The sequence below is a fragment of the Polycladidibacter hongkongensis genome (assembly GCF_001561995.1).
Taxonomy (GTDB): domain Bacteria; phylum Pseudomonadota; class Alphaproteobacteria; order Rhizobiales; family Stappiaceae; genus Pseudovibrio; species Pseudovibrio hongkongensis.
The window spans coordinates 24,714-49,492 of sequence record NZ_LLWC01000020.1 but is presented as its reverse complement, the minus strand read 5'-3'; the positions used below and the strand labels follow the sequence as shown (position 1 = coordinate 49,492).

Sequence of the window (24,779 nt, the reverse complement as noted above, 5' to 3'; positions counted from 1 at the left end):
AAATCATTGTCTGCCTACTGTTTTCCCAATGGAAATGCGCGCTGGATATTGCCAATACTGGCCTTTTTGTTTGCACTGTTTGGTGTAAGCAAGATTGCGTATTGCGCTGATTACCCAGTCCGCATCCAACATATCTACGGCGAGACTGAAATAAAGCGTAAGCCGCAGCGCGTCGTTTCAATTAGCTTCATTGGCCATGACTATTTGCTTAGCCTTGGGGTGAAACCTTACGCTTTGCGCCGGTGGTATGGGGATTACAAGTACGGTGTGTGGCCGTGGGCGCAAGAAGCGCTGGGGGATCATGCCCCTATTGTCTTGTGGGGTGAACTCAATCTGGAGAAAATCATCGCGCTAAAGCCAGACTTAATCGAAGCGCAATGGTCCGGCATTACCAAGGAACAATATAATGTTCTTGCCAAGGTGGCGCCAACTTTGCCTCCAGCGAAAGGCTTTGGCAACTTTACCAGTCCTTGGCAAGTTATGACACGCACAATTGCCAAGGCAATGGATAAAGAGGCGCAAGCTGGGGCTGTCATTGGTTCATTGGAGAACAGGTTCGCCACAATTCGCGCAGCGCATCCGCAATGGTCCGGCAAAACTGCTGCGATTGCGTGGCCATATAAAATCATAAGCTATCCATCAAAGGATCTTCGCGGGCGCTTCCTAACCGATCTTGGATTTATTGTATCGCCGCAGATTGACCGAATGGCCGACAATCGGAATTTCTATATTAGCGTATCGCCAGAGGACCTAAGCCCAATAGACGTGGATTTAATGGTCTGGCTAGACAACGCACGCACCGCCTCGCTGTTAAAACAGCATAAGCTGTTGCCTCTGCTGGATGTGCACCGGCAAGGCCGCGAGGTCGTCGCTGATTTATTGGTCGCCTCGGCAATTTCACACTCTTCCCCTTTGTCACTCAACTACGCCCTTGATCACATTATTCCTGAGATTGAGGCAGCAATGGATGGAGATCCCAATACGAAGGTGCCAAGTGCTGTGGCGGCGGGCATCGCGCCAGCCAACGGATCTTACAACGCCACTCATACCGGAGTCCAACGTCAATGAGCGTATCCGTTGCAGATAGTCGCAAAGCAACAAACTCAAGGTTAAATCCGTGGGCGATCCTGCTGTCGCTAGGCCTAGCCGTCATTCTAGCGTCTCTTGCGTCTTTGGCTTTTGGGGTGCGCGAAGTTTCGTTTCACAACCTTTGGGATGTGCTGGTTGGCGTGTCCTCAGTGCCGGCGGAACAAATTGTAATTCTGGAGATGCGTTTACCGCGAACAATAGCTGCTTTGCTTGTGGGTAGCGCCTTAGCCATTTCAGGCGCAGTAATGCAGGAAATAACACGCAACCCTCTCGCTGATCCAGGTTTGTTCGGAGTGAATGCCGGCGCCTCCTTTGCCATTGTTTTGGTAATCGTGGGTAGCCGCTTTGCCATAGGAGGCACTTTGATATGGCCCGCACTGACCGGCGCGCTACTGGCAACCTTGCTTGTCTACACATTAGCGCAAGGCCGCAAACGGGGTTTCGAGGGTCTCTCTCCAGTACGCATGGTACTTGCCGGGGCTGCGGTTAGCGCGTTTTTGCTTGCCGCAGTGCGGGGCATTTTAATCGCAAGTCAGCAAGCCCTTGAGGTGTATCGCCATTGGGTGCTGGGATCTTTTAGTCAGGTTACATTAGAGGGGCTTACGGTGTCTTGGCCCTTATTCCTCGTGGGCTTTGTGCTTTGCGCTTTGCTCGCCAAGTCGCTTGATGCCATGGCCTTGGGAGAAGACTTGGCAAGATCCTTAGGCGCACGCGTTGCTTTGGTGAAACTTGGCAGTTTAGCGGTGGTTGTCGTGCTTTGTGGCGCGTCAGTTGCACTTGCCGGACCGATTGCATTTATCGGGCTTCTGACACCACATATAGCGCGTCTATTTAGCGGGGCAAATACCCGGTGGTTGATTGTTTTCTCTGCGCTTTTTGGGGCACTGCTGCTGCTCTTGGCAGACATAGTGGGCCGCATAGCCTTGGAAGGGCAAGAGCTTCAGGCGGGAGTAACATGCGCCCTAATCGGTGCGCCAGTGTTTATCTACTTGTTTAAGCAACAAAAAGGGAGAGGTGCATGAGTGCTTCTGTTTGGGTGCTGCGCTCTGCTGGTAACATGTTCAGCTTTCGCGTGAGGCAACGCAGCCTTTTTGTAATTGCAACCTTGGGTGCGATTGTTGCTTGCTTTGCGCTGCTTTTCCTAACTGTTGGTAGCTACCAGCTTGGTTTGCATGGTCTTTGGAAAGCGTTGACGCTTAAGGCTGACATATATGCGCAAGTTGTTGTTTTTGATGTGCGCTTACCACGCCTTTTAAGTGCCATCTGTGTTGGCGCTTTGCTTGCTATGTCTGGGGCAGTATTTCAATCCTTGTTTCGCAACCCCCTCGCCTCTCCCGATATCCTGGGTTTCAATGCAGGCGCAGCATCCGGCGCATTGGCAAGCATTCTTTTTGGCGGTGGAACAACCTATCTCGTTGGCTCGGCTATTGCTGGCGGGTTAGCTGCCGCCGCTTTGGTGCTTTGGCTGTCATGGCAAAACGGTTTGATTTTAAACCGGATGATTTTGATGGGTTTGTGTGTTGGCTTTGCTCTGGTTGCACTTTCAGATTTGTTGATGTCAAAGCTCGATATCGAGTTGGCGTCGGAGGCGGCAAAGTGGTTGATTGGGTCCTTGGCGTCGGTCTCACCTGCTCAAATGTGGTTGGCGATCGGGGCAACGGTTGTGTTCTTTCCTGCCGCTTGGTTTTTACAAATGTGGCTTGACGCCTTGCAACTGGACGATGATGTCGCGACAAGCCTTGGACTTCAGCTAAAAGCACTTCGATTGGCTAATGTGATCCTTGGTGTTTCGATGGCAGCAATTGGTGTTGCCGTCGCTGGCCCTTTGCCATTCGTGGCCTTCATTGGAGGGCCGCTTGCACAACGTTTGTTGCGAACAGCCTCTTACTCTATGGGTGCTTCAGCATTGCTGGGCGCCTTCATCGTGTTGGTTTCCGATTTTCTGTCGCGCAATGACTATCTTTTCCTGCATTTGCCAACAGGAGTGTTTACCGCATTTATTGGTGCCCCCTATTTGATTTGGCACTTAAAAAAACAGTCTAGAGGGCCTCTCTCCTAATGCTTGACGCTATTGCTTCCAAAACATCACTAGAAGCCCACGATATAACACTGAGCTACGGTGAAAACGCGGTGCTTGACCAATTTTCACTGAGTATTCCTAGAGGTGAGCTTACCGTAATACTGGGGCCAAATGCCTGCGGTAAATCCAGCTTACTGCGAGCTTTTGCACGTTTATTGCCGCTGAAAAGCGGAAGTGTGAGCCTTAACGGCAAGAATATTCGCAAGCAACGTAGCAAGGATGTCGCGCAACAAATGGCGGTGCTACCTCAAATGCCGCAGGCGCCAGAGGGTATTCTTGTGCGTGAGCTGGTGGGGCGCGGTCGCCTGCCCTATCAGAGCATTCTAAGGCAGTGGAGTTTAGAAGATGCAAGGGCCGTTGATGATGCCTTAGAGCTTACCGGCATTCAGGATTTGGCAGAGCGTGAGTTTGCCGCCTTATCAGGTGGGCAGCGTCAACGTGTTTGGATAGCGATGGCGCTTGCGCAAGATACAAAACTGATGTTGTTGGATGAACCCACAACATTCCTAGACCTGACCCACCAAATTGAATTGTTAGAATTGCTGCGCCGCTGCAAGCAAGAGCGCGGAGCAACGATTGTCGCTGTATTGCATGACATCAATTTGGCTGCACGCTACGCCGATCATCTGATCCTAATGCGTTCAGGTGCGCTTTTAAAAACGGGCACACCTGAACAGGTGATTACAGAAGCAAATATGAAGGCGGCGTTTTCTTTGAATGCACATATCATCAAGGATCCCGTTGGCGGTGGGCCGCTGGTTGTTCCGTGCTAGGTATCGAAAGAATTTGAGATGAAGATAGATGATCAAACAAGCTTCAGCCTTGAGGCTGAACTGTCCCAAATCGCTTTTTCTGATGCCAGCGCTGCTTTGATTCACGAAGCAAAAGAGCATGGTCTACCGTTTTCAAGAGAAAGCAGCCAAGTGGTGCAAGTGATGTTGCCATACGGTGTGATCAGTCTGAGGCAACGCGATGACATGGTGTTGTTACAACTTAAAGCAATGGACAAAACTGTACTCCACCAGCTCAAGGAAGGTGTTTTAGAGCACATGGGTATCGGCGACGCGACGTATGCGCGTGCGCTGCGATGGCAGGGGGATTTGATAAAGAACGCGCCACTACCGGATTTCGCAGAGCTTACAGTGGTCTCAACACAGATAGTTTCAAACTGCTTTCAACGCATTACTCTTGCTGGGCAGGGCGTTGAGCGGTTTTTAGGCTCTCCAATCCACTTCCGCCTTCTTTTACCTGCGGATTTGTCCCGCGATCCTGTTTATCCGCATTTGGATGAAAATGGCCGCAGTGTGTGGCCAAGTGGAGCGGACAATTTGCGTCGACCAGTTTATACGGTCAGAAGGGTAAACACCGATGAACTCACGTTCGACTTCGATGTCTTCTTGCACGAGGGAGGGCCAACTGGCACGTGGGCTCAGAAGGTGCAGTCGGGAGAAAAGCTTGGTATTCTCGGCCCTGTTGGTGGTGGATTAATGCAGGCGCAGCAGGTGCTGCTTGCTGGAGATGAAACGGCTCTACCTGCTATCGCACGCATATGTGAAGCTCTTCCGCATACAGCAAAAGGCGCAGTGCTGATTAGCTTAGCCAAGGGCAATCGCTATGAAAATTTGCAACTGCCAGATGGTGTTTCCTTTAAGCAAATTGAACGCTCAAACGCAAGCGAGCTGGAGCAGTTGTTGGAAGAAGCAAAAGCTAGCTACCATAAGTTGGGGCTTCCGAGGACGAGCGAAAGTAGCCTTCTCTTTTTCGCAACTAAAAAACCGGTTGCCCGAAAAGCGCGTACGTATTTCTTTGAGGAATTGAATTTCGCCAAAGAAAACGCCTATATCGCCGGTTTTTGGGACTAGTAAAGAAAACAGTTTGTATTTTGGTAGTAACTCGTTGGTAAGCTGTAGTTGCCAATATAATTATGATAAATATTTAGTTTTTTTCGGATCAAGCCTTTTACTGTTAAGTTTTGTTTTGCGGTAAGTTTCTTTTCTTAGTAATTACTTAAGTTTCTTTGGTCGATAATCCCGAGTGGATAGGCGGAATATACTTGATATCGCCGTTCCTATCTCTCCTACGAGACAACAAAAACAGCATTCTAATGCGCAAATACTCGGGAGATTTCCATGAAGGAACTCAAAGCGTGCAAAGCGTTTGGGGTGGCGACCCTTATAGCGGCTGGAATTTTCCTCATATTCACTGAAATGCAGGTGCTAGCTCAAGAGAGTGAGAAGAAAAAACCGAATATTTTGGTCATTTGGGGTGATGATGTTGGGATCACCAATGTGTCGGCCTATAGCCGTGGCCTCATGGGCTATCACACGCCAAATATTGATCGCGTGGCAAATGAAGGAGTGCTGTTTACAGATTACTATGGCGAGCAATCCTGCACTGCGGGCCGCTCCTCATTTATTACTGGGCAAAGCGTTTACCGAACAGGCTTGTCAAAAGTCGGAATGCCGGGTGCAAACTTTGGCATGCGCATTGAGGATCCAACTATTGCAGGCCTTTTGAAGGCTCAAGGGTATGTAACCGGTCAATTTGGAAAAAATCACCTTGGGGACCGGGATGATATGCTGCCAACCAATCATGGGTTTGACGAGTTTTTCGGTAATCTCTACCATTTGAACGCAGAAGAAGAGCCAGAAAATGAGGACTACCCCGGTGATCTAAAGCTTAAGGATGGTAGAACATTCCAAGAGGCCTTCGGACCGCGTGGTGTGATCAAATCGTCCGCTGATGGCAAAGTGGAAGACACTGGGCCATTGACACGTAAGCGCATGGAAACGGTTGATGATGAAACAGTCGCCGCGGCAATTGACTTCATCGAACGCGCCGTTGAGCAGGACAAACCGTTCTTCGTTTGGTGGAATGGCACGCGAATGCACTTTCGCGTACATGTGAGCGACGAAATGCGCAAAAAAGCCGATGAGCTCGCTGGCCGCCATGTGGATGAGTACACGGCGGGTATGATTGAGCATGATTTGGATGTTGGTGAGTTACTGGACGCGCTTGATCGCCTTGGCATTGCAGAAAACACCATCGTACAATACTCGACGGACAATGGACCACACTACAATACTTGGCCTGATGGCGCCTCGACCCCGTTCTTTGGCGAAAAGAACACCAACTGGGAGGGCGGCTGGCGTGTGCCCTCTATGGTGCGTTGGCCCGGTGTGATTGAGCCAGGCTCAGTGTCAAATGCTATTATGCATCATATGGACTGGTTACCAACTTACCTCGCCGTTGCTGGTGTGCCTGATATCAAGGACCAGCTGAAACAAGGCGGTGTTGAAGCCATTGGCCGAACCTATAAGGTCCATTTGGATGGCTACAATTTCCTGCCATATTTTAGAGGCGAGACAGACAAAGACCCACGGGAAGAGATCTTCTACTTTACCGATGATGGCAATCTCTCTGCTCTGCGATGGAATGATTGGAAGCTGATCTTTTTAGAGCAGAAAAAGTACACGACATTACGCGCGTGGATTGAGCCGTTTACGCCGCTGAGGGTCCCGCTGTTGTTCAATCTTCGTCGTGATCCATGGGAGCGTTCCTATCGAACCTCAAACACCTATTATGACTGGGTAATTGATCGGGTGTTCTTGCTTGTGCCAGCGCAGTTTTATGTCGCTAATTTCTTGGAGACCTTTAAAGAGTTTCCGCCAAGGCAGAAAGCGCCAAGCTTTAGTATCGATCAGGTGCTTGAAAAGTTACAGGTCCCGCCGCCTCGCTAGGGTTGACACTTTGAAACGTGTTGGCGGCTTTGCTTGGCCGCCAGCATCTTTTCTGTTTCGGCCAGTGCATTTGTCAGGAGCATCGTTTATGGAGCATGCGCGGACGTCAATCGCTTGTATTCGAAGGCAAATGCAGCAAGGTATTGTTGGTCAAGAAGCCGTCGTGGAGAGCTTGATCATCGGTTTGCTCGCAAATGGAAACTTGTTGATTGAAGGCTTGCCTGGTCTTGCGAAAACACGGGCGGTTAAGGCGCTAGCAGACACGGTTCAAGCGACATTCAAGCGCATTCAGTTTACACCGGATCTTTTGCCTTCGGATGTAACCGGAACCGAAGTCTATCACCAGATCGAGGGGATGGGGCAGTTTAGATTTGAGCCCGGCCCGATCTTTGCAAACATCGTGCTCGCCGATGAGATCAATCGCTCCCCTGCGAAAGTACAGTCAGCCTTGCTAGAGGCAATGGAGGAAAGGCAAGTCACCGTTGCAGGGAAAGCGCACAGATTGGAGCGCTTGTTCATGGTCATGGCGACACAAAACCCTATTGAGCAAGAGGGCACATATGCCCTCCCAGAAGCGCAACTGGACCGCTTCCTAATGCATGTGCTTATAGATTACCCAACTATTGAGGAGGAAAAGCAAGTCATTCAGCTTGTCCGCGCGGAAGAAATAGAACGCGCCGACCCTGCGACGGGCCCGCTGCCCAGCAACGATGAAAACAGTCAGCCAATTCCGCAAGCAGTCATTTTCAAAGCACGTGAAGAAATCAGCGCGTTACATGTCGCGGAAGCGATCGATGAATACGTAACTGAGCTGGTCTACGCGACACGCACACCGGCAAGCTATTGCAAAGAACTGGCTAAGCAAATCGAAATTGGCGCCAGTCCGCGCGCTTCGCTTTCCTTAGATCGGTGCGCGAGAACGCATGCATGGCTTGCAGGTCGTGATTATGTTGATCCGGCAGACATCGTCGCAGTTGCTCCAAATGTATTGCGGCACCGAATATCTCTCAGCTTTGAAGCGCAGGGTGAAGGCACGACTGCAGATCAGATAATCCAGCGCATTCTACAGCTCGTCGCTGTTGCGTGAGAGGTTGCAAATGGGAGCAGGTGCGACGCGCAATACAAACTGGTCTGACAAAGCGGTATACAAAGAGACTGATGTGGATCCGCGGGTGTATTGCACGCGCGACCACCTACAGGCGCTTTCTCGTTGCATACACGGGCTTAACATAACAAGTAAGCAGCCGGTTCTCAGCATCTTGGCGGGGCGGCATGCCTCCGCAATCCGTGGACGGGGTTTGCTCTTTGATGACTTGCGAAGGTATCAACCGGGTGATGCTCCTAACACCATAGACTGGAAAGTTACTGCTCGCACGGGCCAACCGCACACCCGGGTTTATAAGGAAGAAAAAGAACGTCCGACGATTATTCTAGTTGATCAACGTATGTCGATGTTTTTCGGTACGCAGCTGAATATGAAGTCAGTCAGTGCAGCAGAAACAGCGGCGTTGATCGCATACACCGTTTACAAAGCCGGAGACAGAGTTGGCGGTCTTGTTTTTAACGACACCCAAATCAAGCTTCTCAAACCACGGGGCGGGCGTTCATCATTAGAGCGGTTCATCAGTATCTTAGCAGCTGCCAACAACCGGTTGCAGGCGGAGCTGCCTGATGCTGCAGGCCCGCAAATCCTTGATCATTCACTTTCGAAATTATTGCCCGCAGCAAGGCGTGGATATCTCCTTGTTATTATAAGCGATTTCGATGGTATTACTGAACGGACAAAACAGCTCGTTGGTGCACTTGCAGTCAGGAACAGTCTCATTCTGATACCCGTTCGTGACCCATCGGCGCATGAAGTTCCAAAGAACAGCTGTTTTGTTATTTCCAACGGGTTTATGCAAGTTGAGTTAGACACGGCACGAGGCCCGATCCTGCGCAGCTTGCAAAGCTATTCGGAAGGGCGCATCTCTCAGCTGGTGGGATGGCAACGCCAATATGGCGTCCCGATCCTGCCAATCAGCGCAGGCCGCGGAACATTAGAGCAACTGCGACAACTGCTTGGTGTGAGGCGCAGAGCAGTTAGGAGCGGCGATGGATGAGCAATTTAAAGGCCTGTCACTCCCCCGGCTGATGGAAAAAATCGAACAACCGCCTCCCCCCCCCGCGATTTCAATGTGGCCGCAGACCAGCGGATGGCTTGTTGTGTTGGCACTTGTGCTGCTTGTTGCAGTCTATTTTGCCAAAAGACTGCTGGAAAGGCAGAAGCGCAACGCCTATCGGCGATCAGCACTGAGAGCGTTGCAGCGTATGCAGGCGGAACCCGCCGCACTTAATCGCTTGCTTAAAAAAACTGCATTACATGCGTTTCCGCGGGAAGAAGTTGCGAGGCTAAGCGGAGATGCGTGGCTGCAGTTTTTGGAGGCCTCAGCGCCCGATCTCGAGTTTTCAATTGGTCCTGGCAGGGTATTCGCACACGATATTTACAGAACAGCGGTAAGCGATGAACAGCTCCGGCTCTTAGTTTCGAAGTGGATCAAGACACACAAGCCCCTGCAAAGGAGGATGCATGTTTGAGTTGTCCGTCCCGCTAGCCTTGATCTTGTTGCCCCTGCCAATTGCAGTATGGGTCTTACTCCCTCCATTTAAGCAGCCTGTTCCGGCCTTGCGATTTCCATTCTTTGCCGAGGTTGCCAGCGCCGCTGGATTGCAGCCGGGGCCTGCCTCGACGTTGCTAGAGCAAAGCAAGGTGCAACTGATTGTTACCGCTGTTGTTTGGGTGTTTCTGGTGCTCGCGTTAAGTCAACCGCAGCGCTTGGGCGAGCCGATCGTTCAAACCAAGTCAAAACGCGACATCATTTTAGGCGTCGATTTATCTGGATCGATGGATCAGGTCGATTTTGAAGACCAAAGCGGCAAAAACATTCAGCGCTTGGCCGGTGTCAAGCAAGTGTTGGATCGTTTTATAGAAATGCGTGGGGACGATCGGCTGTCGATGATTGTATTCGGTTCCCGTGCTTATATCTATGTCCCGTTCACCCATGATACTGTCAGTGTTCGCGAGCTGCTCGAGCAAACCACGGTGGGCATTGCTGGTCCTCATACCGTGCTTGGCGATGCCATCGGACTGGCGATTTTTTCCTTTGAGACCAGCGATGTGCAGGATCGCTTGCTTATTTTGCTGAGTGATGGCGCAGATACCGGCAGCCGCATGTCGCCCATCAATGCTGCCGAAATCGCCGCGAAAAAAAACATCAAAATCATCAGTATTGGTATCGGAGACCCTCTAGGAAAGGGTGAGCAAAAACTGGATGAGGTGACTTTAAAGAAGATCGCAAAGCTAAGCGACGGCGCGTATTACCATGCGCAAGGCGAAAACTCCTTGTACCAAATATACGCAAGCATTGATGCGTTGCTACCACAAAAGGTTGAAACCAGTTCATATCGTCCGCGCATACCACTGGCTCCGTACTTTGTTATCGGCGCGGCGACTTTGGCCGTAGCGTTTTTTGCCGCCCTTGTCTGCATTTCATTGACTAGGAGTAGGCGGACATGAGCCTGTCGGATCACCTTACTTATATATTCAGTTCTTTTCACTTTCTGCGCCCTTTGTGGTTGCTGGCATTGCCGTTTATTGCGCTGCTTTGGTACTTGGTGTGCCGCAGAAACGTGCGCGAGTTTCGCGCGCCCGATCAGATGGCACCACATCTTGTGGAGGCCTTGACCGTAGGCACGCGGGGCAAGGCCAAATGGCGACCTATTGATTTTGCCGGGCTTGGACTTTGTTTCTTATGCTTGGCGGCAGCCGGTCCCACATGGTCTCTCATGCAAAACCCATTGCTGCGGGACAAAGCGCCATTGGTGATGGTTGTACGTATGGCAAACAGCCTCAATCGAACGGATCTGGCACCTAGTCGTCTACAGCGTCTCTTGCAAAAGACAGAGGATTTATCGGCTAACCGCTTGGGTGCCAAAACAGCGCTCGTCGTTTACGCAGGTACCGCCCATCAGGTTGCCCCCCTTACTGAAGACCCACGCATTTTAAAGAGCTTTTTGCAAAGTTTGTCTCCTGAAATCATGCCGCGAGAGGGAAGCGATATCGAGGCCGCGCTTGATATGGCGCAGGCTGTTTTGGCTAAGGAAAAAACGGCGGGCTCCATCATACTCTTTGTTGATGAGCTTTCGCTCACGGAGCAAGCTGTTGTGGCACAGTCTGCTGCTGAACAATCAATTGTTGTTTGGCAGTTTGCGACACTTTCGCAAGTAGATGTGATTGATTTACCGCGTTCGGTCCCCGTCGTTCAGGTTACAGCTACCGATCATGATTTGAACGCTGTAACAAGCGCGGTTAAGATTGCTTTCAATCAAGCGCTTGCAAGCAGCGGTCAGGAAAACTGGAAAGACCAAGGCCCGCTACTAGCAATCCCGGCGATGATATTGCTGTTGCTTACGTTTCGAAGAGGCTGGACAACACGCTTCTTTGTTGTGCCGGTGCTTTTAGTAATGTTGATGGCACCAGATGCAGCGCATGCGGAGGGGTGGAAAGACTGGTTCTTGACACCAGATCAACAGGGCGCCATTGCTTTCAAGAATAAAGAATATGATCAAGCGGCCAAGACTTTTAATGATCCAATGTGGCGGGCTCTTTCCCTCTCGCGTTTGGGGAAATACACGCAAGCTGCCGAAGTTTACAGCGGATTACCTAGTACAAATGCGGCTGTTGGCGAAGGGATAGCGTTGCTAAAGTCGCGGCAGTACAGACCCGCCATTACTGCATTTGCTAAGGCCCTGGAGCGAGAGCCAGATAACGCGGTTGCCATGCATAACCTTGCTTTAGCCAAAGCAATTCTTGAGTTTGTGGAGAATGCTAGGGTTGCAGCGGATACAGGCGAGCATACCGGCGTTGGAGCGGACGCAACCGTTTTTGATAATAAGAAGGCTTTAGGTTCCGACACTCAAATTCAAAATGAGCAGGATGGGCTACACGTCAACTCAGTTGATCAATGGATGAGAACCATCCAAACTAACACCGCTGATTTTTTGCGAAATCGTTTTGCACAAGAGGCGACGGAGCAAAGGCAATGAAACAAGCCAGTTTGGCAAAATTGTTGTGCTTACTGCTCTTTATTCTTAGCGCCTTCGGGCCGATGTCTCGCCAAGCGCAGGGTGCGGAGAAACAGGTGGTGTTTGACATATCTCTCTCCAGCCAGCAAACCATGCCGGGCGTGCCAGTGCTGTTGACAATCGACATCTTTGTGCCAACTTGGTTCCCCAAGCCGCCTGAGATGCCGCGCTATGATATACCAAATGTGGCGATACGTGCGGGAGATGGCTCTGTTCGTTCGCTGCGCAAGCGTGTAAATGGCGCGCTGTGGGCGGGGCTTAGAAAAACCTACGCTCTATATCCACTAGTCGCAGGGGACTACAACCTACCCGCTAAAAGCATTGAGATTACTTACACTGATCCAAATGGCAAGGCAGCTATAAGCAAACGCTTGCAGGTGCCGACGCGCAGCTTTACTGCTGTAGTACCGCAAACAGCGGAAAATCTGCGTCCATTTATTGCCGCGAAGAGTGTCGCGCTAGAGGTGAAAAACAGTGGCAATATAGATAAGCCGGTTGTTGGTGGTGCGGTTGAGCGGACGATTACTGCGACAATCACTGGTGGATTGCCCATGGTGTTGCCTCGGATGAACCGGGCGCAGGCTCCTGATGGCTTAAGGGCATACTCGTCTGAGCCTGTTCTCAGGGAAACAGACAACAGCGGCGTTGCCGCCGGTTCGCGAACCGAAAACACCACGTATATTATGGAGGACGCTGGTGAAACCCAAATCTCAGGCGTTGAACTTACATGGTACAATGTCGAGGATCAGCGCGTCGAAACGATAAGCATTCCTCCCCTTGTCTTGGATATAGCTGCGGCGCCGGGCAGTTCTAGGGTAAGCTTCAAAGTCGCTGTGCTAAGCTTAGTCGTTTTGTCGTCACTGGCCATAGCTGCGATTGTTTGTGCTAAAAAAGCGTTGTTGTTGAAGCGATGGTTTTTAGCCAGTAGAGCCAGATATGTAGCCGCCGAACCCTATAAGTATGCGCAGTTCCGAAAGGCGGTAAATGCCGATGCAATTGGGCCGATGTGGAGTGCGATGTTGCAATGGCAAGCGGTAAGTCATAGTGGTGCCGACAAAGGCAATTGGGCAGTTCTCACGAGTGCGATTATTGAGCTTGGGGCTGAGACATATTCTGGTGAGCAGAACAGATGCGCGAAAGGTCTGCGCCGCAAAGTGTTGTTAGCGGCACGTCTTACCCGCAGAAAAAATAGGCAGCGTGCACACCCAAATGCTACCAAAAGCACAGGATTAAACCCACGGTAAGAGACATAAACTAAGGCCTAAGCCTATAATGCTTGTCAGCGTATCGTGTATCTCGCGTTCAGCACTTTGAATTGCCCTGCGTTTTCTAGACACCCTCGGTTTTCGTTTTCTGCTGCTGTTCGAATTCGACGGGCGACAGCATCCCGTTTCTGACATGTTTACGCTTTGGATTGTAGAACATCTCGATGTGATCGAACACATCCCGCCAGGCGTGGTTGCGCGTTTTGTAGGTTCGTCGACGTACCCTTTCCCGCTTGAGTAGGTTGAAGAAGCTTTCGGCGACAGCGTTGTCGTGAAAATTCCCACGCCGGCTCATTGAATGTTCGAGGTTGTGAGCTTTGAGGAACGAAGCCCAATCCATTCTGGTGAACTGGGAGCTCAGGTCCGAGTGGATTAAAACCTTGTTCTTCGGCTTCCGACGCCATACGGCCATGAGCAGGGCCTGCAACACGACATCCGTGGTCTGGCGGCTCTGCATCGAACAACCGACAACGCGGCGAGAAAAGAGGTCGATCACGACGGCAAGATAGGCTAAGCCTTCCTTTGACCCGAAGTGAAGTAAGAAGCTCAAATGAGATTCTCCTCCCCGAATCGGACGTGCACCTTTCAGCGCCTCCGGCTCTCCGTTTAAGTCTGGCTTAGAGCCACTGCGACAACATGATAGCATGAGGTAACGGTAGAGCGTTGCTCCTCTCTAAAGAGATAAGGATTGCGCTAAGGGTTACGCCATTTGAATTGCGCCTTGGGACTGGTGATCAGCCGTCTGAGCGCTCTATCTACACGATGACCTTGTTCACTGACCCCATAGGTCAGCCATGTCTTTGCTTTGCCTTCTTCTGGCGCTTTGAGCCACTTACGCATCAAAGGCTTAATACGAGAGCGGTACTTGCGTGCCAGCCAATGGGCAAACTTCCAAAACACAACATTATCAATCTTCTGGATTACATAGGCTGTAAAGCCCGTGAACTTGTAAAACGTCGCCCAACCCGCCAGTTGGCGGTGAAGGCGGTCAATCATGTCGGCAGTTCTAACTTCATGATTGCCGGAAAGATCCTTGACGAGTTTATGGATGAACCCTTTGACCTTTTCCTTGGGTATCGTGGTGGAAACACGCATGGTACCCCATTTCTCCCGTTTGCGAATGATGCGGTGTCCTAGAAAGACAAAGCCGTCATTGACCTGGGTGACATGGGTTTTATCCATATTCAGCGTCAGTTTGAGCTTGCCTTCCAGAAAGGCGCGGCATTCTTCACGAATTGCTTCCACTGACGGTTCTTCCGCACCGCTATGGGGATGGCTTTTTGAATGCCGAAGTTCCACGCCCACCGATCCTTACGGGCTTTCTTACTCAGGTATTTCGCTTCCAACCACTTTACAAACTCATGGAGCATGATGTTGGACAGGAGTGGAGAGAGAACCCCGCCTTGCGGAACACCTTGGCTTGCAGCCCTGAACAGGCCGTGATCAACATGGCCTGCCTTCAGGATACGCCAGAGCAAACTGATAAACCTCTTGTCCTGGACACGGCGAGGCACACAGCGGATCAACAGCCGGTGATGCACTGTGTCAAAGTAGCTGGCCAGATTACCTTCGATGATCCACCGACCTCTGACACAGTTTGAATCCTGCAGTTGGGGTCTCACTGTCCGCACAGCGTGATGCACGCTCAGCGCTGGCCGAAACCCATAGGAATTGCGGTGAAAGTCGCTTTCCCAGTTGGGCTAAAGCCATCAACATGGCGCGCTGGACAATGCGGTCTATCAGATTTGGAGTACCCAAGGGCCTTTGCTTGCCATTGGCTTTGGGAATGTAGATCCGTTTGACTGGCTGGGGGCAGTAGGTACCCACCAAAAGCTGCTTCTGTAGACACTCCAGATAGTGATCCAGATTATTTTGCAGGTGCTGCTTATCCATTCCATCAATGCCCGCCGTTCGGGCGCCACTGGACGCCAGAACAATGCGGGCGGCCTCGGCAAGCCAGACCCGATTGGCTATGAGCCGTAACAGACGATCGAACCGGCGGGTTCGATCATTTGAGGCCCACATAGCGAGTTTGTGTTGCATTTCGCTGATTATCAAAGGTCTTCACCTTGCTTAAGTCAGTTAATCTGAAACGCCAAACAACTTGAACTGCTCCCCTTCGCCACAAGACCGACCCATTCCGGCCTCGTGTAACAGGCTTTCCCTGTCGCAGACTACTACGGGAGCTCCGCCAGCATGGTCGTCATCGGAGTTTGCTTCCTTAGCATTCCAGCCATGCCTTCCCTCGTTCATATGTTGGACTTAAAGCGGACTGGGGAAGCCGCCGGTCGCTGTCTTTGCCCTTGCTTGCCGCAAGTCGCCATCCATACCGTGTTCTGGCTACGTTTTCCTCACAGCCCATGCGGGAAGTGCTACATGTACTTCTGCATTTGGAGCGACTCCACTTACATATCGCAGCCTCTCAAGGATGGTACGCCTGTTAACCCGCGTAGGCGCAGGTGACGATTTCAACCCTCAGATACGAGTGAACCGGTTCGTGTTCCTCGACTTTCCAATACTCAGCCTGGAGGACCATCTCGGCATAACGGATTTTGCCTCAATCCTCTTTTCCCACGGGCTACGTCACTCTGTCAGCAGACAACAGGTCACCGCCGCTTCGGCTCTTATCTCCCCGCAGCGGGAGATATGGCTTTTGTAACTTCCTCCTTTCTCAAATTGCATTCTAATCATATGCCTCCTCGGACAATCCGAGACGAGGCGCACCGTACGTTTCGTCTACCCGCCAGGAAAATGAGAGGCGGTTCTGGTACCACAATGCTCGTTTTTCCAGCTCTGAGGCGTATTACTGAACCCAGCGATATAATGTTGTGTGGTCCACATCTACGCCGCGCTCCTTCAGCATTTCTTCAAGGTCGCGGTAGCTGATGCCGTATTTGCAGTACCATCTAACGGCCCAAAGAATGATCTCGCCACGGAACTGACGATATTTGAACTCTGACATCAAAAGCTCTCCCAACACATGAAGGAGCTTGCTTGAAGCTGTTAAATTTTGCAACAGAGCCTTTCCGAGAGTATGCGCAGTCATCAACAAGCATTGTGAGGCAGTACATGAAATCAGAACAAGATCTGCTTAAAATCCTGCGCTAAGCTCGAACGGAATGTAAACATCAAGCGGCCCGGCGGATATTTCCGGGTAACCGCACTCGCCCCCGGCCATTGCGATTGCTAACTTTGCCTCGGTGAGAGACGTACAAAGGTAAGGAATCTCCAGACAACTATCCAAGGTTGCTCACTCGCGAAAGGTGCCGCATAGGTTTCAGCTGCAGCCGCACTCGAACAGGTGCGACGTTCCCGAATATTTCGTTCATTTTTGTGCTTTATAGTTGAGAAGAACTATGTCTCTTTCACAAGATCTACTAAACGAGTTTTCTGCCCATTCTCCATCACATGTTACAGATACCAATATTGCTTCGGTATGGCGCGTGAAACTAGCAGATGGAAATTCGGCAGCTGTGAAGCTTTACAAAGATGACAACTTTCAAGACGAAGCGCCGGGTTTTGATTTGCTGGTTGCACAAGACGGCCTTGGCGCAGCACGTGTTTATGCACGAACAAATTCCGCTGTCTTGATGGAATGGCTTGACGGTTCGTCCCCCGGTGATTTGACTAGGGGCGGTGACGATAGGGCAGCAACAGAAGCCTTAATCGAAACCGCAAACCAATTGCACCAGATGCCAAGCCGGGAAATTCCCAGTCTTGACCCTTTGGAAAATCGTTTTCGCGCACTCCTTGAAGCAAGGTTCACCGCTGATTGCCCGCAGAAGACTGAAGCCACCGTCCGCGCTGCCGCAGTACTCGCTAAAAAGCTTCTCGCAACACAAACGAACATTCGCCCACTTCACGGTGATTTTCATCACGACAACATTAAAGGCAGTGAGCGCGGCTATCTTGCTTTTGACGCCAAAGGTGTCTTGGGCGAGCATACTTTCGAGTTAGCCAATGCCTTTCGCAACCCCGTAGGTGCGGAAGAGTTTTACCGCCGACCTGAGACGATCCTTAAGCGGGCCGCCGTTTGGTCTGCTGGACTCCAAGTGACTCAGAATCACTTATTGTCTTGGGCGGCCGCCTACAGCGCCTTGTCGTTGTCCTGGACGCATTCGAGCTCTTTTGGCCCTGACAGTTCGAAGGATGTTGAGCTCATCGAGACCTTCTTGTACTTGCTGTAATAGAGCCGTGAGTTCAATTGGAAAGTGTGTCCGGACCTACGCTGGTGTTGACACGACTGAATGAAACCTTCGCAGCACTGGCGAATACGCCTGCTTTTTAACTTGAAAGAGTCGGAAGAAGCTTTTCACCTTATGCCTCAGGCATCAATCATGGTAGCGTTTTTCCATTGGGCGAAGGCGCTTAGACGCTGTAGGTGAATGTCGATTGCGGAACGTTGATGGTGAGGGGGAACGAAAAGATTGCGAAGGCCGGAGAAGACTGCCAGAAACCTTTGAAGTTGGCTCGGCGACTTGAACTTCTGCATCGTTCGCTCGCGTTTTCGCAAGGGCAAATGCGAGTTCTCGGCACGGTTGTTCAGCCCTTTGTGGGAGCGGTGCTCTACCTGTGGCATGACTTTCCGTTTAGCAGCGCTGTACGATCCAAGTTTATCGGTAATCATTCGCTTTGGCGCTACGCCCTGTTGCTTCAAAAGGCGGGTTAGCAATCGCATTGCAGCCTTGGTATTGCGCCGATTTTGCAAAATCTCGTCAAGCACATACCCGTCCTGATCAACGGCACGCCACAGATAACGCTTTTTACCCTGAATGCTAACAGTAACCTCATCCAGATACCAAATATCATTAGTACTCCGGGCTTTACGGCGTAGGCCGCGAACGTAGTTCGGGCCGAACTTGTGGCCCCATCGGCGGATGGTCTCACACGAAACCGCAATGCCTCGCTCCAACAGCATCTCTTCAACCTCGCGCAGGCTCAAAGAGAAGCGATGATAGAGCCAAACCACGTGAGCAATGATCTGCGGCGGGAAACACTGGCGCTCGTAACTGATCGAAGCTGAAGTCCTACGCTTGTGCTATCCTAGCAATCTGGCACGGGAGTTAACGTAACAACGCCAAATCATAATCATAGGCATGTGGTTGGGTGCCTGTTCGCCGCGCTTTGAAGCTTAGCTGTAAGAGCGCCGACTAGAGCGTCAAAGGCTCTGCGAAATCTTGGTACGTTGCGTAGCGCCTCTGGCATAGTTAGCCAGATAGGCAGAGCTGGAATTTCGACCTCTGTCATGACACGACGGACTTGAGGAAAGTTAACTGACGCCAACAAAGGGCCAGCGCCAATGCCGGCCCCGGCGGCAATCAAGTGCCAATACACAGTCTGATCATCACAGCGCAGCGCAAATTGTTCCTTTCCCACGTCAACACCCGAGCGTCGGAAACCCTCTAGCATCAGCTGCGATTTATCGTAGCCCACCCAACTATAGGCGAGCGACTCCTGAAGCGATTTAGGAGTGCCATGTTCTGTAAGATACACTTCTGAGGCAAACAGCCCCAATTGCATGTCACCAAGCCGCTTTGCAATCATATCCAGTTGCGTTGGCCTGTACATTCGCACAGCGATATCTGCCTCGCGAAACAATAAGTTGTCACTCTCGTCGCTGCTGTGGAGTTCAAGCTGCAATTGGGGTGTATTTCGGCGCAGCGCAACCAGTATATCAGGCAATAGAAACTCAGAGACGACACGAGACGCACTGATCCGTACCGTCCCAACTACCTCGTGATCTTCGCGCACCGCTGCGAGCGCAAACTTTGCAGCATTTTCTGCCATTTGCTCAGCTAGGGGTAGTAGCGCGCGTCCGCTACCACTCAGCTCTAGCCCTTTCGGCACGCGCGTGAACAATTCCAGCTTTATCAGTGCTTCCAGTTCTTTAATGTGGCGACCTACAGTTGGCTGCGACAAGTCGAGCAGGCTCGCTGCCGCTGTAAGAGAACCACTCTTTGCAACAGCAACAAAGCTACGCACCAACGTCCAATCAAGGGTACTAAAAGGGTCTGCCATGCAAAAATGAATAACACAGTTCCAACTATAGGCAATTCCATTTCCTGCAATTAACGCCATTATTGGTTGTAGTAGGAACAAACAGTCTTGGAGTGAACCGGTACCTCTCTGGCTAACAAGGAGCATAGCAATGACAAATAAAGTGCTTGTATTGGGCGCCTCAGGTAAAATTGGTCGACACAGCGCAGATGTATTTGAACAAGCTGGCTGGAATGTGCACCGCTATAATCGCAAGACTGAAAATATGAGCGAGGCAGCCAATGGCGCTAGCTTGATCATAAACGGCCTCAACCCTCCTGCCTACAAAAATTGGGAGACCGAAATACCCCGCATTACAGAGCAGGTTATAGCGGCCGCCCAATCCAGTGGGGCAACAGTAATCATTCCCGGAAATGTCTATGTTTACGCGCGCAGTGGCGGCGTATGGAGTGAAGACACCCCACACGCGCCAGAAACGCGAAAAGGGAAAATTCGCACAGAAATGGAGGCAGCGTACAAGCAGAGTGGAGTGGCGACACTCATCCTGCGGGCAGGAGATTTTATCGATCCAAATCAGCAAGGTACGCTGTTTGATATGCTCTATTACAACGATCTGCACAAAGGCAAGATTACAGCGCTTGGAGCGCCACATATTCAGCGCCAGTACACCTATGTTCCTGATTGGGCCCGGGCCGCTCTCGCGCTCACCCGGATCCGCAACACGCTAGAACCGTTTGAAGAAGTCGCCATGCCGGGCCCTGTTCTGTCCATCAACGAAATCCGTCAGTTTATAGAGGTAAGTGCGGGCAGTACGCTAAAAACCATTCAGTTTCCTTGGTGGTTTTTGCATTTGGCTGCGCCTTTCTGGACATTGGGTCGCGAGATGCTGGAGATGCGCTATCTCTTCGACAGGCCGCACTATTTAGATACCAGCAAGTTTTACCGCTTATTGCCAGATTTTCAGCTAACCCCAGAGCGCGCTGTGTTACAAGCCACCCTCCCGCGCCAAACAGCACAAGCACAGCCAGAACCAGCGTTTGCCAATTAATAACTGCCGCGTCAGGGCTCAGTACCTCCCCTTAGCGGCTGTGACGCGGCAATCCTTTTTGTGCAATTCGCTGGTATTTGGTTGCCGGCTCAAGCACCATGCCCCCATCAAGCTGGATAACCATGGCCCGCTGAGTTTCCTGCCATGGTGTCGGATGCTCAGGATAAGCGCAGCCTCCTTGCTACTACAAAGCTTTTTGCCGCGACTGCATCTCCTCATCACCAACGTTCTGCAATCGACATTCACCTTCATCGCAGCAACGTTTTTGCTAGGTGGACACACGCAGCTAAGCTTGAGGCCTAAAATCCGTTTGCAGAAACCGAGTGCGACCAATGTCAGATAAAGCAGACAGCATCTTTAATTTGCGCAAAATGCCCAAGCTCTCCGCACAGTAAAAGGCTATCCAGTGCTCTTGCTCAAAACTCTGCTGCACTAATTGCCCTGCTTTCCGCTGTTTGCAGGTGATCATCAAGTGCCTTTGCCGCTTTTTCAGGATTACCAGCAGCAATCGCCGTTAGTATCTCCATATGCTCTTCAAAAGCATTGCCGTGATCTGAGTAGAGGGCTGGTAGTTGCAATTGTACGAGGAGCAAGCGTGTCTCCAATTTATGAAATAACTCAGTCAGTAATTCGTTTTCGAGCGCAGCGATGAAGGTGCGATGCAGTTGATTGTCAAGTTTGCGTCGATCTACAGCGAGCTGAATGCGTGCTTCTCGCGACTGCGGTGATGAGGCGAGCACCTTTTCGGTTTTGTCCCGAAACCCTTGCAGCTCCTCGGATGTGGCGTTGGCAACATAGCAGCGAATAGCAGGCAATTCTATCAGTCTTCGCGCCTGATAAATGTCTTTGATTTCATCAACACCGATCTCTCGCAGCACCACCCCTTTTTGCGGGATTAATGTCACTACGCGTTCGCTCTCAAGTCGTTTTAGTGCTTCGCGTACAGCAGTGATTGCAAATCCCGTTGCTGAGCAGATCTCGCGCTGGCTGATCAGATGACCGGGCCGAAAGGTGCGTTGCCACATGCAGTCGATAAAGGCTGAGTACGCATCTTCGCGAAGCATTGTGCGGGTGGATTTTTCGTTCGCATCTTGTTCATCTACCGTACTTTGTTCCTTAGCCATGCTGCTACCTTGATTCTACTGGTTTTGAGCGCGCGACATCGTAATTGGTTGTATTCTGCTCAAATCTCTCCGCAAAATTGCGTAAATAATTGTGTTCTCTAGGATCATAATTATTATTACTATTTGAGTAACTTACGAAATTATACCAGTCGTTTCGTGCTTCGCCCTGCGTTTTCTCCTAGCAAATGAGCTTGACAGAAGCTAGCTATTAATTCAACTCTTTGCTGAGATCTCAGATGAGATTGTAAATTTGAGTTTGGGAGGAGGACCAAATGAACCCTGTAAAAACGACCATAAAAAGCATGCTATCAGTGCTTATGTTGTGTGGCGCGGCTGTTTCTGCCTCGGCAGACAGCTACCCAGAAAAGCCGGTGAAGCTGATCGTGCCATTTGGTGCTGGGGGCGGCAGCGACACTGTTGCTCGGGCATTGCAGCTTGCGATTGACAAAAATGATCTACTAGGCGCGCCTGTAGTCGTGGTGAATATGCCGGGCGCTGGTGGCTCTGTTGGGGGCGGTGCTGTAGCAAAAGCTGAACCGGACGGATATACGCTCGGCCTTTGGCACTTCGGTCTGCTGACTTCCAACGCCCTCGGTATTTCTAAGGTTACACCGGATGACGTGGAGACCGTTGCCATGTTTGGGCGCTGGAACTCTATCCTCATCGCCCGTGCAGACAGTGGCTTTAAAACTCTTTCAGACGTAGTCGTGAAGGCAAAAGAAGAACCGGGTTCGGTTGTTGAGGCGACTGCACTTGGAAGCGCCCCTCATTTGCAACATGTCATGCTGACGAGCAAAGTTGAAGGCTTGAAGCTAAAACTGATGCAAGCAGGTGGCGGCGCCAAACGTTTGGCAGCGGTGCTCGGCAAGCATGCTGATATTACAATCCACTCAATGGGCGAATATGTCGGCAATCGCAACCCAGATATCACCGCACTGGTTCAATACGCGCCAGAGCGCCACCCAGCTCTGCCAGAGGTACCAACAGCCCGTGAGTTAGGTATTGATCAGGTTTGGAACAACTATAACTGGATCATAGCCCCTAAGGGAACACCGAAAGCACGGTTGGAAAAGGTAGAGGCCGCATTGCGGGCTGCTATGCAAACCGAGAGCTTCCAAGGCATGCTTAAGGCGCGCACCTTAACGAGTGAAGTGCTTGTTGGGGATGAAGCGACTGCGGCTTATTCCGCCGCTTACGGCGAGATTAAAGCCGCCGCGGCCGTCGTTAAAGCACAATAAAGATTGCCGGAATTAAAGGCACCACAGGCGAGGGCTTTGCCCTGTTATCGGGAGAGCCCTCGTCTAACTGCCAAGGAGTTAATCATGTCCAATAGCCGGGACGAGGCTATAGGGTCGCTGTGTTTCGCAGCGCTCGGTGGGGGAATTGCGGCCGCATTTTATGCGGCGTCCCTGTCATTACCACCACCAATGTTTGAACCAGTGGGGTCCGCATTCGTACCTCAAGTCTTCGCTGTTGTTATATGGGCTTGCGCTGTAACCGAGGCTGTTCGCACAACGCGCATTATACGCATGACAGCAGGTCAAAAAGAACCAGGCCAGCAAACGTCATTCATTGCAAGCATGCTGGCAAAGGCGGGGTATATCCTATTCTTCGCGGCCATATTACTGGTGTTTGACAGTGCTTGGGTACCGTTTTCACTTCTCGCGGCACTTTTGTTCATCGGCACCACGTTTGCTTGCGGCCTCTCAATCACGCGTAGGAGTTTGCTCAATGCAAGCATTCTCGGCTTGGCCTTCGGGCTGATGCTTGAATTGGTGTTCACCAAAGTCTTTTTCGTCAACATACCGAGCATAGGGTAGCTATGGACCAGATTCTCTTGGCCATCACAGGGCTTATGCAGCCTATGGCGCTAAGCATGCTGTTTCTTGGGGTGTTTCTCGGGATTGTGGTGGGTGCAATTCCCGGACTTAGCACCACGATGCTCATCGCACTTACTTTACCAGTTACCTACATGATGCGTGATACAGACGCGATGACACTGCTCGTCGCCATGTATGTTGGCGGTATCTCTGGCGGGCTAATCTCCGCCATTCTCATCAATATGCCGGGTACCCCGTCCTCCTTCTTTACTACGCTCGACGGATATCCGATGGCACAAAAGGGGCGCGCTGCGCGAGCCTTGGCGCTTGGTGTATTTGCCTCGCTCGTTGGCGGCTGTGTGTCTTTTGTTTTGCTGCTCACCTTGGCCCCCCCACTTGCGTCTATCGCGCTAAAGTTTGGCCCATGGGAGTTCTTCGCCATGGTGATGATGGCGCTGGTGTTAATTTCTGCGTTGAGCGGCGACAGCTTCTTCAAGGGCATATTGGCCGGTTTCTTGGGTATGTTGTTCTCGTTGCCGGGCATTGATGGCACAACCGGCACCCTGCGCTTTACCTTTGGCATCGAGGCACTGTCCGCAGGGCTAAACCTGTTACCAGTGCTCGTTGGTGTGTTTGCCTTGTCGCAAGTTATCAATGAAGTGGGCTCTTCCACGGTGCAGGGCTTCTCTCAGCGTGTCTCGCTTAAAGAGCTGTTTGTCTCTCAGCGTGGCTACTGGGTCCATCGCTGGAATCTGCTGCGCTCCTCTTTGCTGGGCACCTGGATCGGTTTGCTGCCGGGGATTGGCGGAAACATTGCCGCTATGGTCGCCTACTCCGCCAGTCGCACGCTCTCTGAAGAACCGGAGAAATTCGGCAAAGGCGCCGAAGAAGGCTTGGTTTCTACTGAGGCTGCCAACAACGCCTCAATTGGCGGTACGTTCATTCCGCTTATCAGCCTTGGCATACCCGGAAGTACTGTGGATGCCATCCTTATGGGCGCTCTGGTAATTCATAATGTCCAGCTTGGTCCGATGCTGATCATAGAAAATCCCAAGATCGTCTACTCGATCATCATGACCTACGGTCTCGCCAATATGGTGATGTTCGCCATGATGATGTTGTTCATCCCGATTTTGGCGCGCCTTTTGGAAATACCGAAAGCGTTTGTGCTGGCTGCGATCTCTGTGTTCTGCGTTATCGGCATTTTCGCCGCAAACAACCGCCTGTCAGATGTCTGGATTCTGCTGTTCTTCGGAGTTCTTGGTGCGATTTTCCTGCGTTTACGCGTTCCGCTCGGTCCCTTTGTCATTGGGTTTGTGCTTGCACCAATCGCTGAGCGGGAGCTGCGCGCAGGCATGATGCTCTCGGATGGCAATTTTGGGGCCGTGCTCTCGCAACCAATCGCCACCAGCATGTTGGCAGTATCTCTGATTATTGCCGCAATGCCGCTCGTCAAACCCTTGTTTCAAAAAAGTAAAGCCTAAGGATCCCC

At 51.3% G+C, this 24,779-nt stretch carries 24 protein-coding genes and 2 pseudogenes; 18 read left to right on the top strand and 8 right to left on the bottom strand.

Going from position 1 to position 24,779, the window contains the following annotated elements; translation table 11 throughout:
• Positions 1 to 6 precede the first annotated feature (6 nt).
• The 12 genes from AYK82_RS07890 to AYK82_RS07835 all read left to right on the top strand — a co-directional run bounded on the left by AYK82_RS07890 (position 7) and on the right by AYK82_RS07835 (position 13,277).
• Positions 7 to 1,068: an ABC transporter substrate-binding protein gene (locus AYK82_RS07890; RefSeq protein ID WP_208976437.1), complete on the top strand. Its 1,062-nt coding sequence runs from the start codon at positions 7 to 9 to the stop codon at positions 1,066 to 1,068.
• On the top strand, positions 1,065 to 2,111 hold the full coding sequence (locus tag AYK82_RS07885) for a FecCD family ABC transporter permease (protein ID WP_068313760.1): 1,047 nt from the start codon (positions 1,065 to 1,067) through the stop codon (positions 2,109 to 2,111). Before AYK82_RS07890 ends, AYK82_RS07885 begins: the two co-directional genes overlap by 4 nt.
• Positions 2,108 to 3,148 carry a FecCD family ABC transporter permease gene (locus tag AYK82_RS07880; protein WP_068313757.1) on the top strand — a complete coding sequence of 347 codons (1,041 nt, stop codon included), beginning with the start codon at positions 2,108 to 2,110 and terminating at the stop codon, positions 3,146 to 3,148. The genes AYK82_RS07885 and AYK82_RS07880 overlap by 4 nt, the downstream gene beginning before the upstream one ends.
• Positions 3,148 to 3,942, top strand: a complete 795-nt coding sequence (locus AYK82_RS07875) for an ABC transporter ATP-binding protein (RefSeq protein ID WP_068313754.1) — start codon at positions 3,148 to 3,150, stop codon at positions 3,940 to 3,942. Before AYK82_RS07880 ends, AYK82_RS07875 begins: the two co-directional genes overlap by 1 nt.
• Before the next feature lie 18 nt (positions 3,943 to 3,960).
• Positions 3,961 to 5,031 (top strand): siderophore-interacting protein, encoded by a 1,071-nt coding sequence (locus tag AYK82_RS07870; protein WP_068313751.1) that lies wholly within the window; start codon positions 3,961 to 3,963, stop codon positions 5,029 to 5,031.
• A 267-nt stretch (positions 5,032 to 5,298) separates the two neighbouring features.
• The gene (locus AYK82_RS07865; RefSeq protein ID WP_082733815.1) at positions 5,299 to 6,909 is read left to right on the top strand and encodes an arylsulfatase; all 1,611 of its coding nucleotides are present in this window, start codon (positions 5,299 to 5,301) and stop codon (positions 6,907 to 6,909) included.
• A gap of 88 nt (positions 6,910 to 6,997) precedes the next feature.
• Entirely contained in the window at positions 6,998 to 7,996 is a 999-nt protein-coding gene (locus tag AYK82_RS07860; protein ID WP_068313749.1) for an AAA family ATPase, read from the top strand.
• 10 nt (positions 7,997 to 8,006) lie between these two features.
• Positions 8,007 to 9,011, top strand: coding sequence for a DUF58 domain-containing protein (locus tag AYK82_RS07855; protein WP_068313746.1), 1,005 nt, complete (start codon positions 8,007 to 8,009; stop codon positions 9,009 to 9,011).
• Positions 9,004 to 9,486 (top strand): DUF4381 domain-containing protein, encoded by a 483-nt coding sequence (locus AYK82_RS07850; RefSeq protein ID WP_068313743.1) that lies wholly within the window; start codon positions 9,004 to 9,006, stop codon positions 9,484 to 9,486. The genes AYK82_RS07855 and AYK82_RS07850 overlap by 8 nt, the downstream gene beginning before the upstream one ends.
• On the top strand, positions 9,479 to 10,465 hold the full coding sequence (locus AYK82_RS07845) for a VWA domain-containing protein (protein ID WP_068313740.1): 987 nt from the start codon (positions 9,479 to 9,481) through the stop codon (positions 10,463 to 10,465). Before AYK82_RS07850 ends, AYK82_RS07845 begins: the two co-directional genes overlap by 8 nt.
• A complete protein-coding gene (locus AYK82_RS18330) occupies positions 10,462 to 11,994 on the top strand; it encodes a VWA domain-containing protein (protein ID WP_082733814.1) in 1,533 nt (510 codons plus the stop codon). Before AYK82_RS07845 ends, AYK82_RS18330 begins: the two co-directional genes overlap by 4 nt.
• Entirely contained in the window at positions 11,991 to 13,277 is a 1,287-nt protein-coding gene (locus AYK82_RS07835) for a BatD family protein (protein ID WP_068313738.1), read from the top strand. The genes AYK82_RS18330 and AYK82_RS07835 overlap by 4 nt, the downstream gene beginning before the upstream one ends.
• An 85-nt stretch (positions 13,278 to 13,362) precedes the next feature.
• Here the strand turns inward: AYK82_RS07835 and AYK82_RS07830 are convergent.
• The 3 genes and pseudogenes from AYK82_RS07830 to AYK82_RS18595 all read right to left on the bottom strand — a co-directional run.
• Positions 13,363 to 13,839, bottom strand: a pseudogene (locus AYK82_RS07830) (IS3 family transposase); the annotation flags it as partial.
• Between the two features lie 152 nt (positions 13,840 to 13,991).
• Positions 13,992 to 14,543: a group II intron maturase-specific domain-containing protein gene (locus AYK82_RS18600; RefSeq protein WP_244265732.1), complete on the bottom strand. Its 552-nt coding sequence runs from the start codon at positions 14,541 to 14,543 to the stop codon at positions 13,992 to 13,994.
• Positions 14,489 to 14,929 (bottom strand): reverse transcriptase/maturase family protein, encoded by a 441-nt coding sequence (locus AYK82_RS18595; RefSeq protein WP_244265731.1) that lies wholly within the window; start codon positions 14,927 to 14,929, stop codon positions 14,489 to 14,491. The genes AYK82_RS18600 and AYK82_RS18595 overlap by 55 nt, the downstream gene beginning before the upstream one ends.
• A 226-nt stretch (positions 14,930 to 15,155) precedes the next feature.
• Here AYK82_RS18595 and AYK82_RS18590 point away from each other — a divergent pair, with 226 nt between their 5' ends.
• Positions 15,156 to 15,281: a hypothetical protein gene (locus tag AYK82_RS18590; RefSeq protein WP_279626422.1), complete on the top strand. Its 126-nt coding sequence runs from the start codon at positions 15,156 to 15,158 to the stop codon at positions 15,279 to 15,281.
• Positions 15,282 to 15,380: 99 nt separating this feature from the next.
• On the opposite strand, the gene AYK82_RS17960 is transcribed toward AYK82_RS18590, so the two are convergent.
• Both AYK82_RS17960 and AYK82_RS07815 read right to left on the bottom strand, forming a co-directional pair.
• Positions 15,381 to 15,551 carry a hypothetical protein gene (locus AYK82_RS17960; protein WP_156453295.1) on the bottom strand — a complete coding sequence of 57 codons (171 nt, stop codon included), beginning with the start codon at positions 15,549 to 15,551 and terminating at the stop codon, positions 15,381 to 15,383.
• 472 nt (positions 15,552 to 16,023) lie between these two features.
• A pseudogene (locus AYK82_RS07815) lies at positions 16,024 to 16,260 on the bottom strand (IS6 family transposase); the annotation flags it as partial.
• A 394-nt stretch (positions 16,261 to 16,654) separates the two neighbouring features.
• On the opposite strand from AYK82_RS07815, the gene AYK82_RS07810 reads away from it, so the two are divergent.
• Complete coding sequence (locus AYK82_RS07810) at positions 16,655 to 17,485, top strand: aminoglycoside phosphotransferase family protein (protein ID WP_068313732.1); 831 nt, start codon at positions 16,655 to 16,657, stop codon at positions 17,483 to 17,485.
• A 137-nt stretch (positions 17,486 to 17,622) separates the two neighbouring features.
• Here AYK82_RS07810 and AYK82_RS07805 read toward each other — a convergent pair whose 3' ends face one another.
• Both AYK82_RS07805 and AYK82_RS07800 read right to left on the bottom strand, forming a co-directional pair.
• Positions 17,623 to 18,312 carry an IS6 family transposase gene (locus AYK82_RS07805; protein WP_068313729.1) on the bottom strand — a complete coding sequence of 230 codons (690 nt, stop codon included), beginning with the start codon at positions 18,310 to 18,312 and terminating at the stop codon, positions 17,623 to 17,625.
• Positions 18,313 to 18,386: 74 nt separating this feature from the next.
• Positions 18,387 to 19,316 carry a LysR family transcriptional regulator gene (locus AYK82_RS07800; RefSeq protein ID WP_068313726.1) on the bottom strand — a complete coding sequence of 310 codons (930 nt, stop codon included), beginning with the start codon at positions 19,314 to 19,316 and terminating at the stop codon, positions 18,387 to 18,389.
• A gap of 130 nt (positions 19,317 to 19,446) precedes the next feature.
• Between AYK82_RS07800 and AYK82_RS07795 the strand changes: the two genes are divergently transcribed.
• Positions 19,447 to 20,343 (top strand): NAD-dependent epimerase/dehydratase family protein, encoded by an 897-nt coding sequence (locus AYK82_RS07795; RefSeq protein ID WP_068313723.1) that lies wholly within the window; start codon positions 19,447 to 19,449, stop codon positions 20,341 to 20,343.
• Positions 20,344 to 20,759: 416 nt separating this feature from the next.
• Here AYK82_RS07795 and AYK82_RS07790 read toward each other — a convergent pair whose 3' ends face one another.
• Positions 20,760 to 21,467, bottom strand: a complete 708-nt coding sequence (locus AYK82_RS07790) for a GntR family transcriptional regulator (RefSeq protein ID WP_068313720.1) — start codon at positions 21,465 to 21,467, stop codon at positions 20,760 to 20,762.
• 272 nt (positions 21,468 to 21,739) lie between these two features.
• Between AYK82_RS07790 and AYK82_RS07785 the strand changes: the two genes are divergently transcribed.
• The 3 genes from AYK82_RS07785 to AYK82_RS07775 all read left to right on the top strand — a co-directional run bounded on the left by AYK82_RS07785 (position 21,740) and on the right by AYK82_RS07775 (position 24,771).
• Positions 21,740 to 22,705 (top strand): Bug family tripartite tricarboxylate transporter substrate binding protein, encoded by a 966-nt coding sequence (locus AYK82_RS07785; protein WP_068313718.1) that lies wholly within the window; start codon positions 21,740 to 21,742, stop codon positions 22,703 to 22,705.
• Positions 22,706 to 22,789: 84 nt separating this feature from the next.
• Positions 22,790 to 23,287, top strand: a complete 498-nt coding sequence (locus tag AYK82_RS07780) for a tripartite tricarboxylate transporter TctB family protein (RefSeq protein WP_068313715.1) — start codon at positions 22,790 to 22,792, stop codon at positions 23,285 to 23,287.
• Positions 23,288 to 23,289: 2 nt separating this feature from the next.
• Positions 23,290 to 24,771, top strand: a complete 1,482-nt coding sequence (locus AYK82_RS07775) for a tripartite tricarboxylate transporter permease (protein WP_068313713.1) — start codon at positions 23,290 to 23,292, stop codon at positions 24,769 to 24,771.
• Positions 24,772 to 24,779: the final 8 nt, after the last annotated feature.

Excerpts from the sequence above, each read along its gene's own strand:
- AYK82_RS07785 (WP_068313718.1), top strand. The coding sequence starts at position 21,740 with ATGAACCCTGTAAAAACGACCATAAAAAGCATGCTATCAGTGCTTATG.
- AYK82_RS07850 (WP_068313743.1), top strand. The coding sequence starts at position 9,004 with ATGGATGAGCAATTTAAAGGCCTGTCACTCCCCCGGCTGATGGAAAAA.
- AYK82_RS07875 (WP_068313754.1), top strand. The coding sequence starts at position 3,148 with ATGCTTGACGCTATTGCTTCCAAAACATCACTAGAAGCCCACGATATA.
- AYK82_RS07880 (WP_068313757.1), top strand. The coding sequence starts at position 2,108 with ATGAGTGCTTCTGTTTGGGTGCTGCGCTCTGCTGGTAACATGTTCAGC.
- AYK82_RS07845 (WP_068313740.1), top strand. The coding sequence starts at position 9,479 with ATGTTTGAGTTGTCCGTCCCGCTAGCCTTGATCTTGTTGCCCCTGCCA.
- AYK82_RS07775 (WP_068313713.1), top strand. The coding sequence starts at position 23,290 with ATGGACCAGATTCTCTTGGCCATCACAGGGCTTATGCAGCCTATGGCG.
- AYK82_RS17960 (WP_156453295.1), bottom strand. The coding sequence starts at position 15,551 with ATGAACGAGGGAAGGCATGGCTGGAATGCTAAGGAAGCAAACTCCGAT.
- AYK82_RS07855 (WP_068313746.1), top strand. The coding sequence starts at position 8,007 with ATGGGAGCAGGTGCGACGCGCAATACAAACTGGTCTGACAAAGCGGTA.
- AYK82_RS07795 (WP_068313723.1), top strand. The coding sequence starts at position 19,447 with ATGACAAATAAAGTGCTTGTATTGGGCGCCTCAGGTAAAATTGGTCGA.
- AYK82_RS07860 (WP_068313749.1), top strand. The coding sequence starts at position 6,998 with ATGGAGCATGCGCGGACGTCAATCGCTTGTATTCGAAGGCAAATGCAG.
- AYK82_RS07800 (WP_068313726.1), bottom strand. The coding sequence starts at position 19,316 with ATGGCAGACCCTTTTAGTACCCTTGATTGGACGTTGGTGCGTAGCTTT.
- AYK82_RS07810 (WP_068313732.1), top strand. The coding sequence starts at position 16,655 with ATGTCTCTTTCACAAGATCTACTAAACGAGTTTTCTGCCCATTCTCCA.
- AYK82_RS07885 (WP_068313760.1), top strand. The coding sequence starts at position 1,065 with ATGAGCGTATCCGTTGCAGATAGTCGCAAAGCAACAAACTCAAGGTTA.
- AYK82_RS07865 (WP_082733815.1), top strand. The coding sequence starts at position 5,299 with ATGAAGGAACTCAAAGCGTGCAAAGCGTTTGGGGTGGCGACCCTTATA.
- AYK82_RS07780 (WP_068313715.1), top strand. The coding sequence starts at position 22,790 with ATGTCCAATAGCCGGGACGAGGCTATAGGGTCGCTGTGTTTCGCAGCG.
- AYK82_RS07835 (WP_068313738.1), top strand. The coding sequence starts at position 11,991 with ATGAAACAAGCCAGTTTGGCAAAATTGTTGTGCTTACTGCTCTTTATT.
- AYK82_RS18330 (WP_082733814.1), top strand. The coding sequence starts at position 10,462 with ATGAGCCTGTCGGATCACCTTACTTATATATTCAGTTCTTTTCACTTT.
- AYK82_RS07870 (WP_068313751.1), top strand. The coding sequence starts at position 3,961 with ATGAAGATAGATGATCAAACAAGCTTCAGCCTTGAGGCTGAACTGTCC.
- AYK82_RS07790 (WP_068313720.1), bottom strand. The coding sequence starts at position 21,467 with ATGGCTAAGGAACAAAGTACGGTAGATGAACAAGATGCGAACGAAAAA.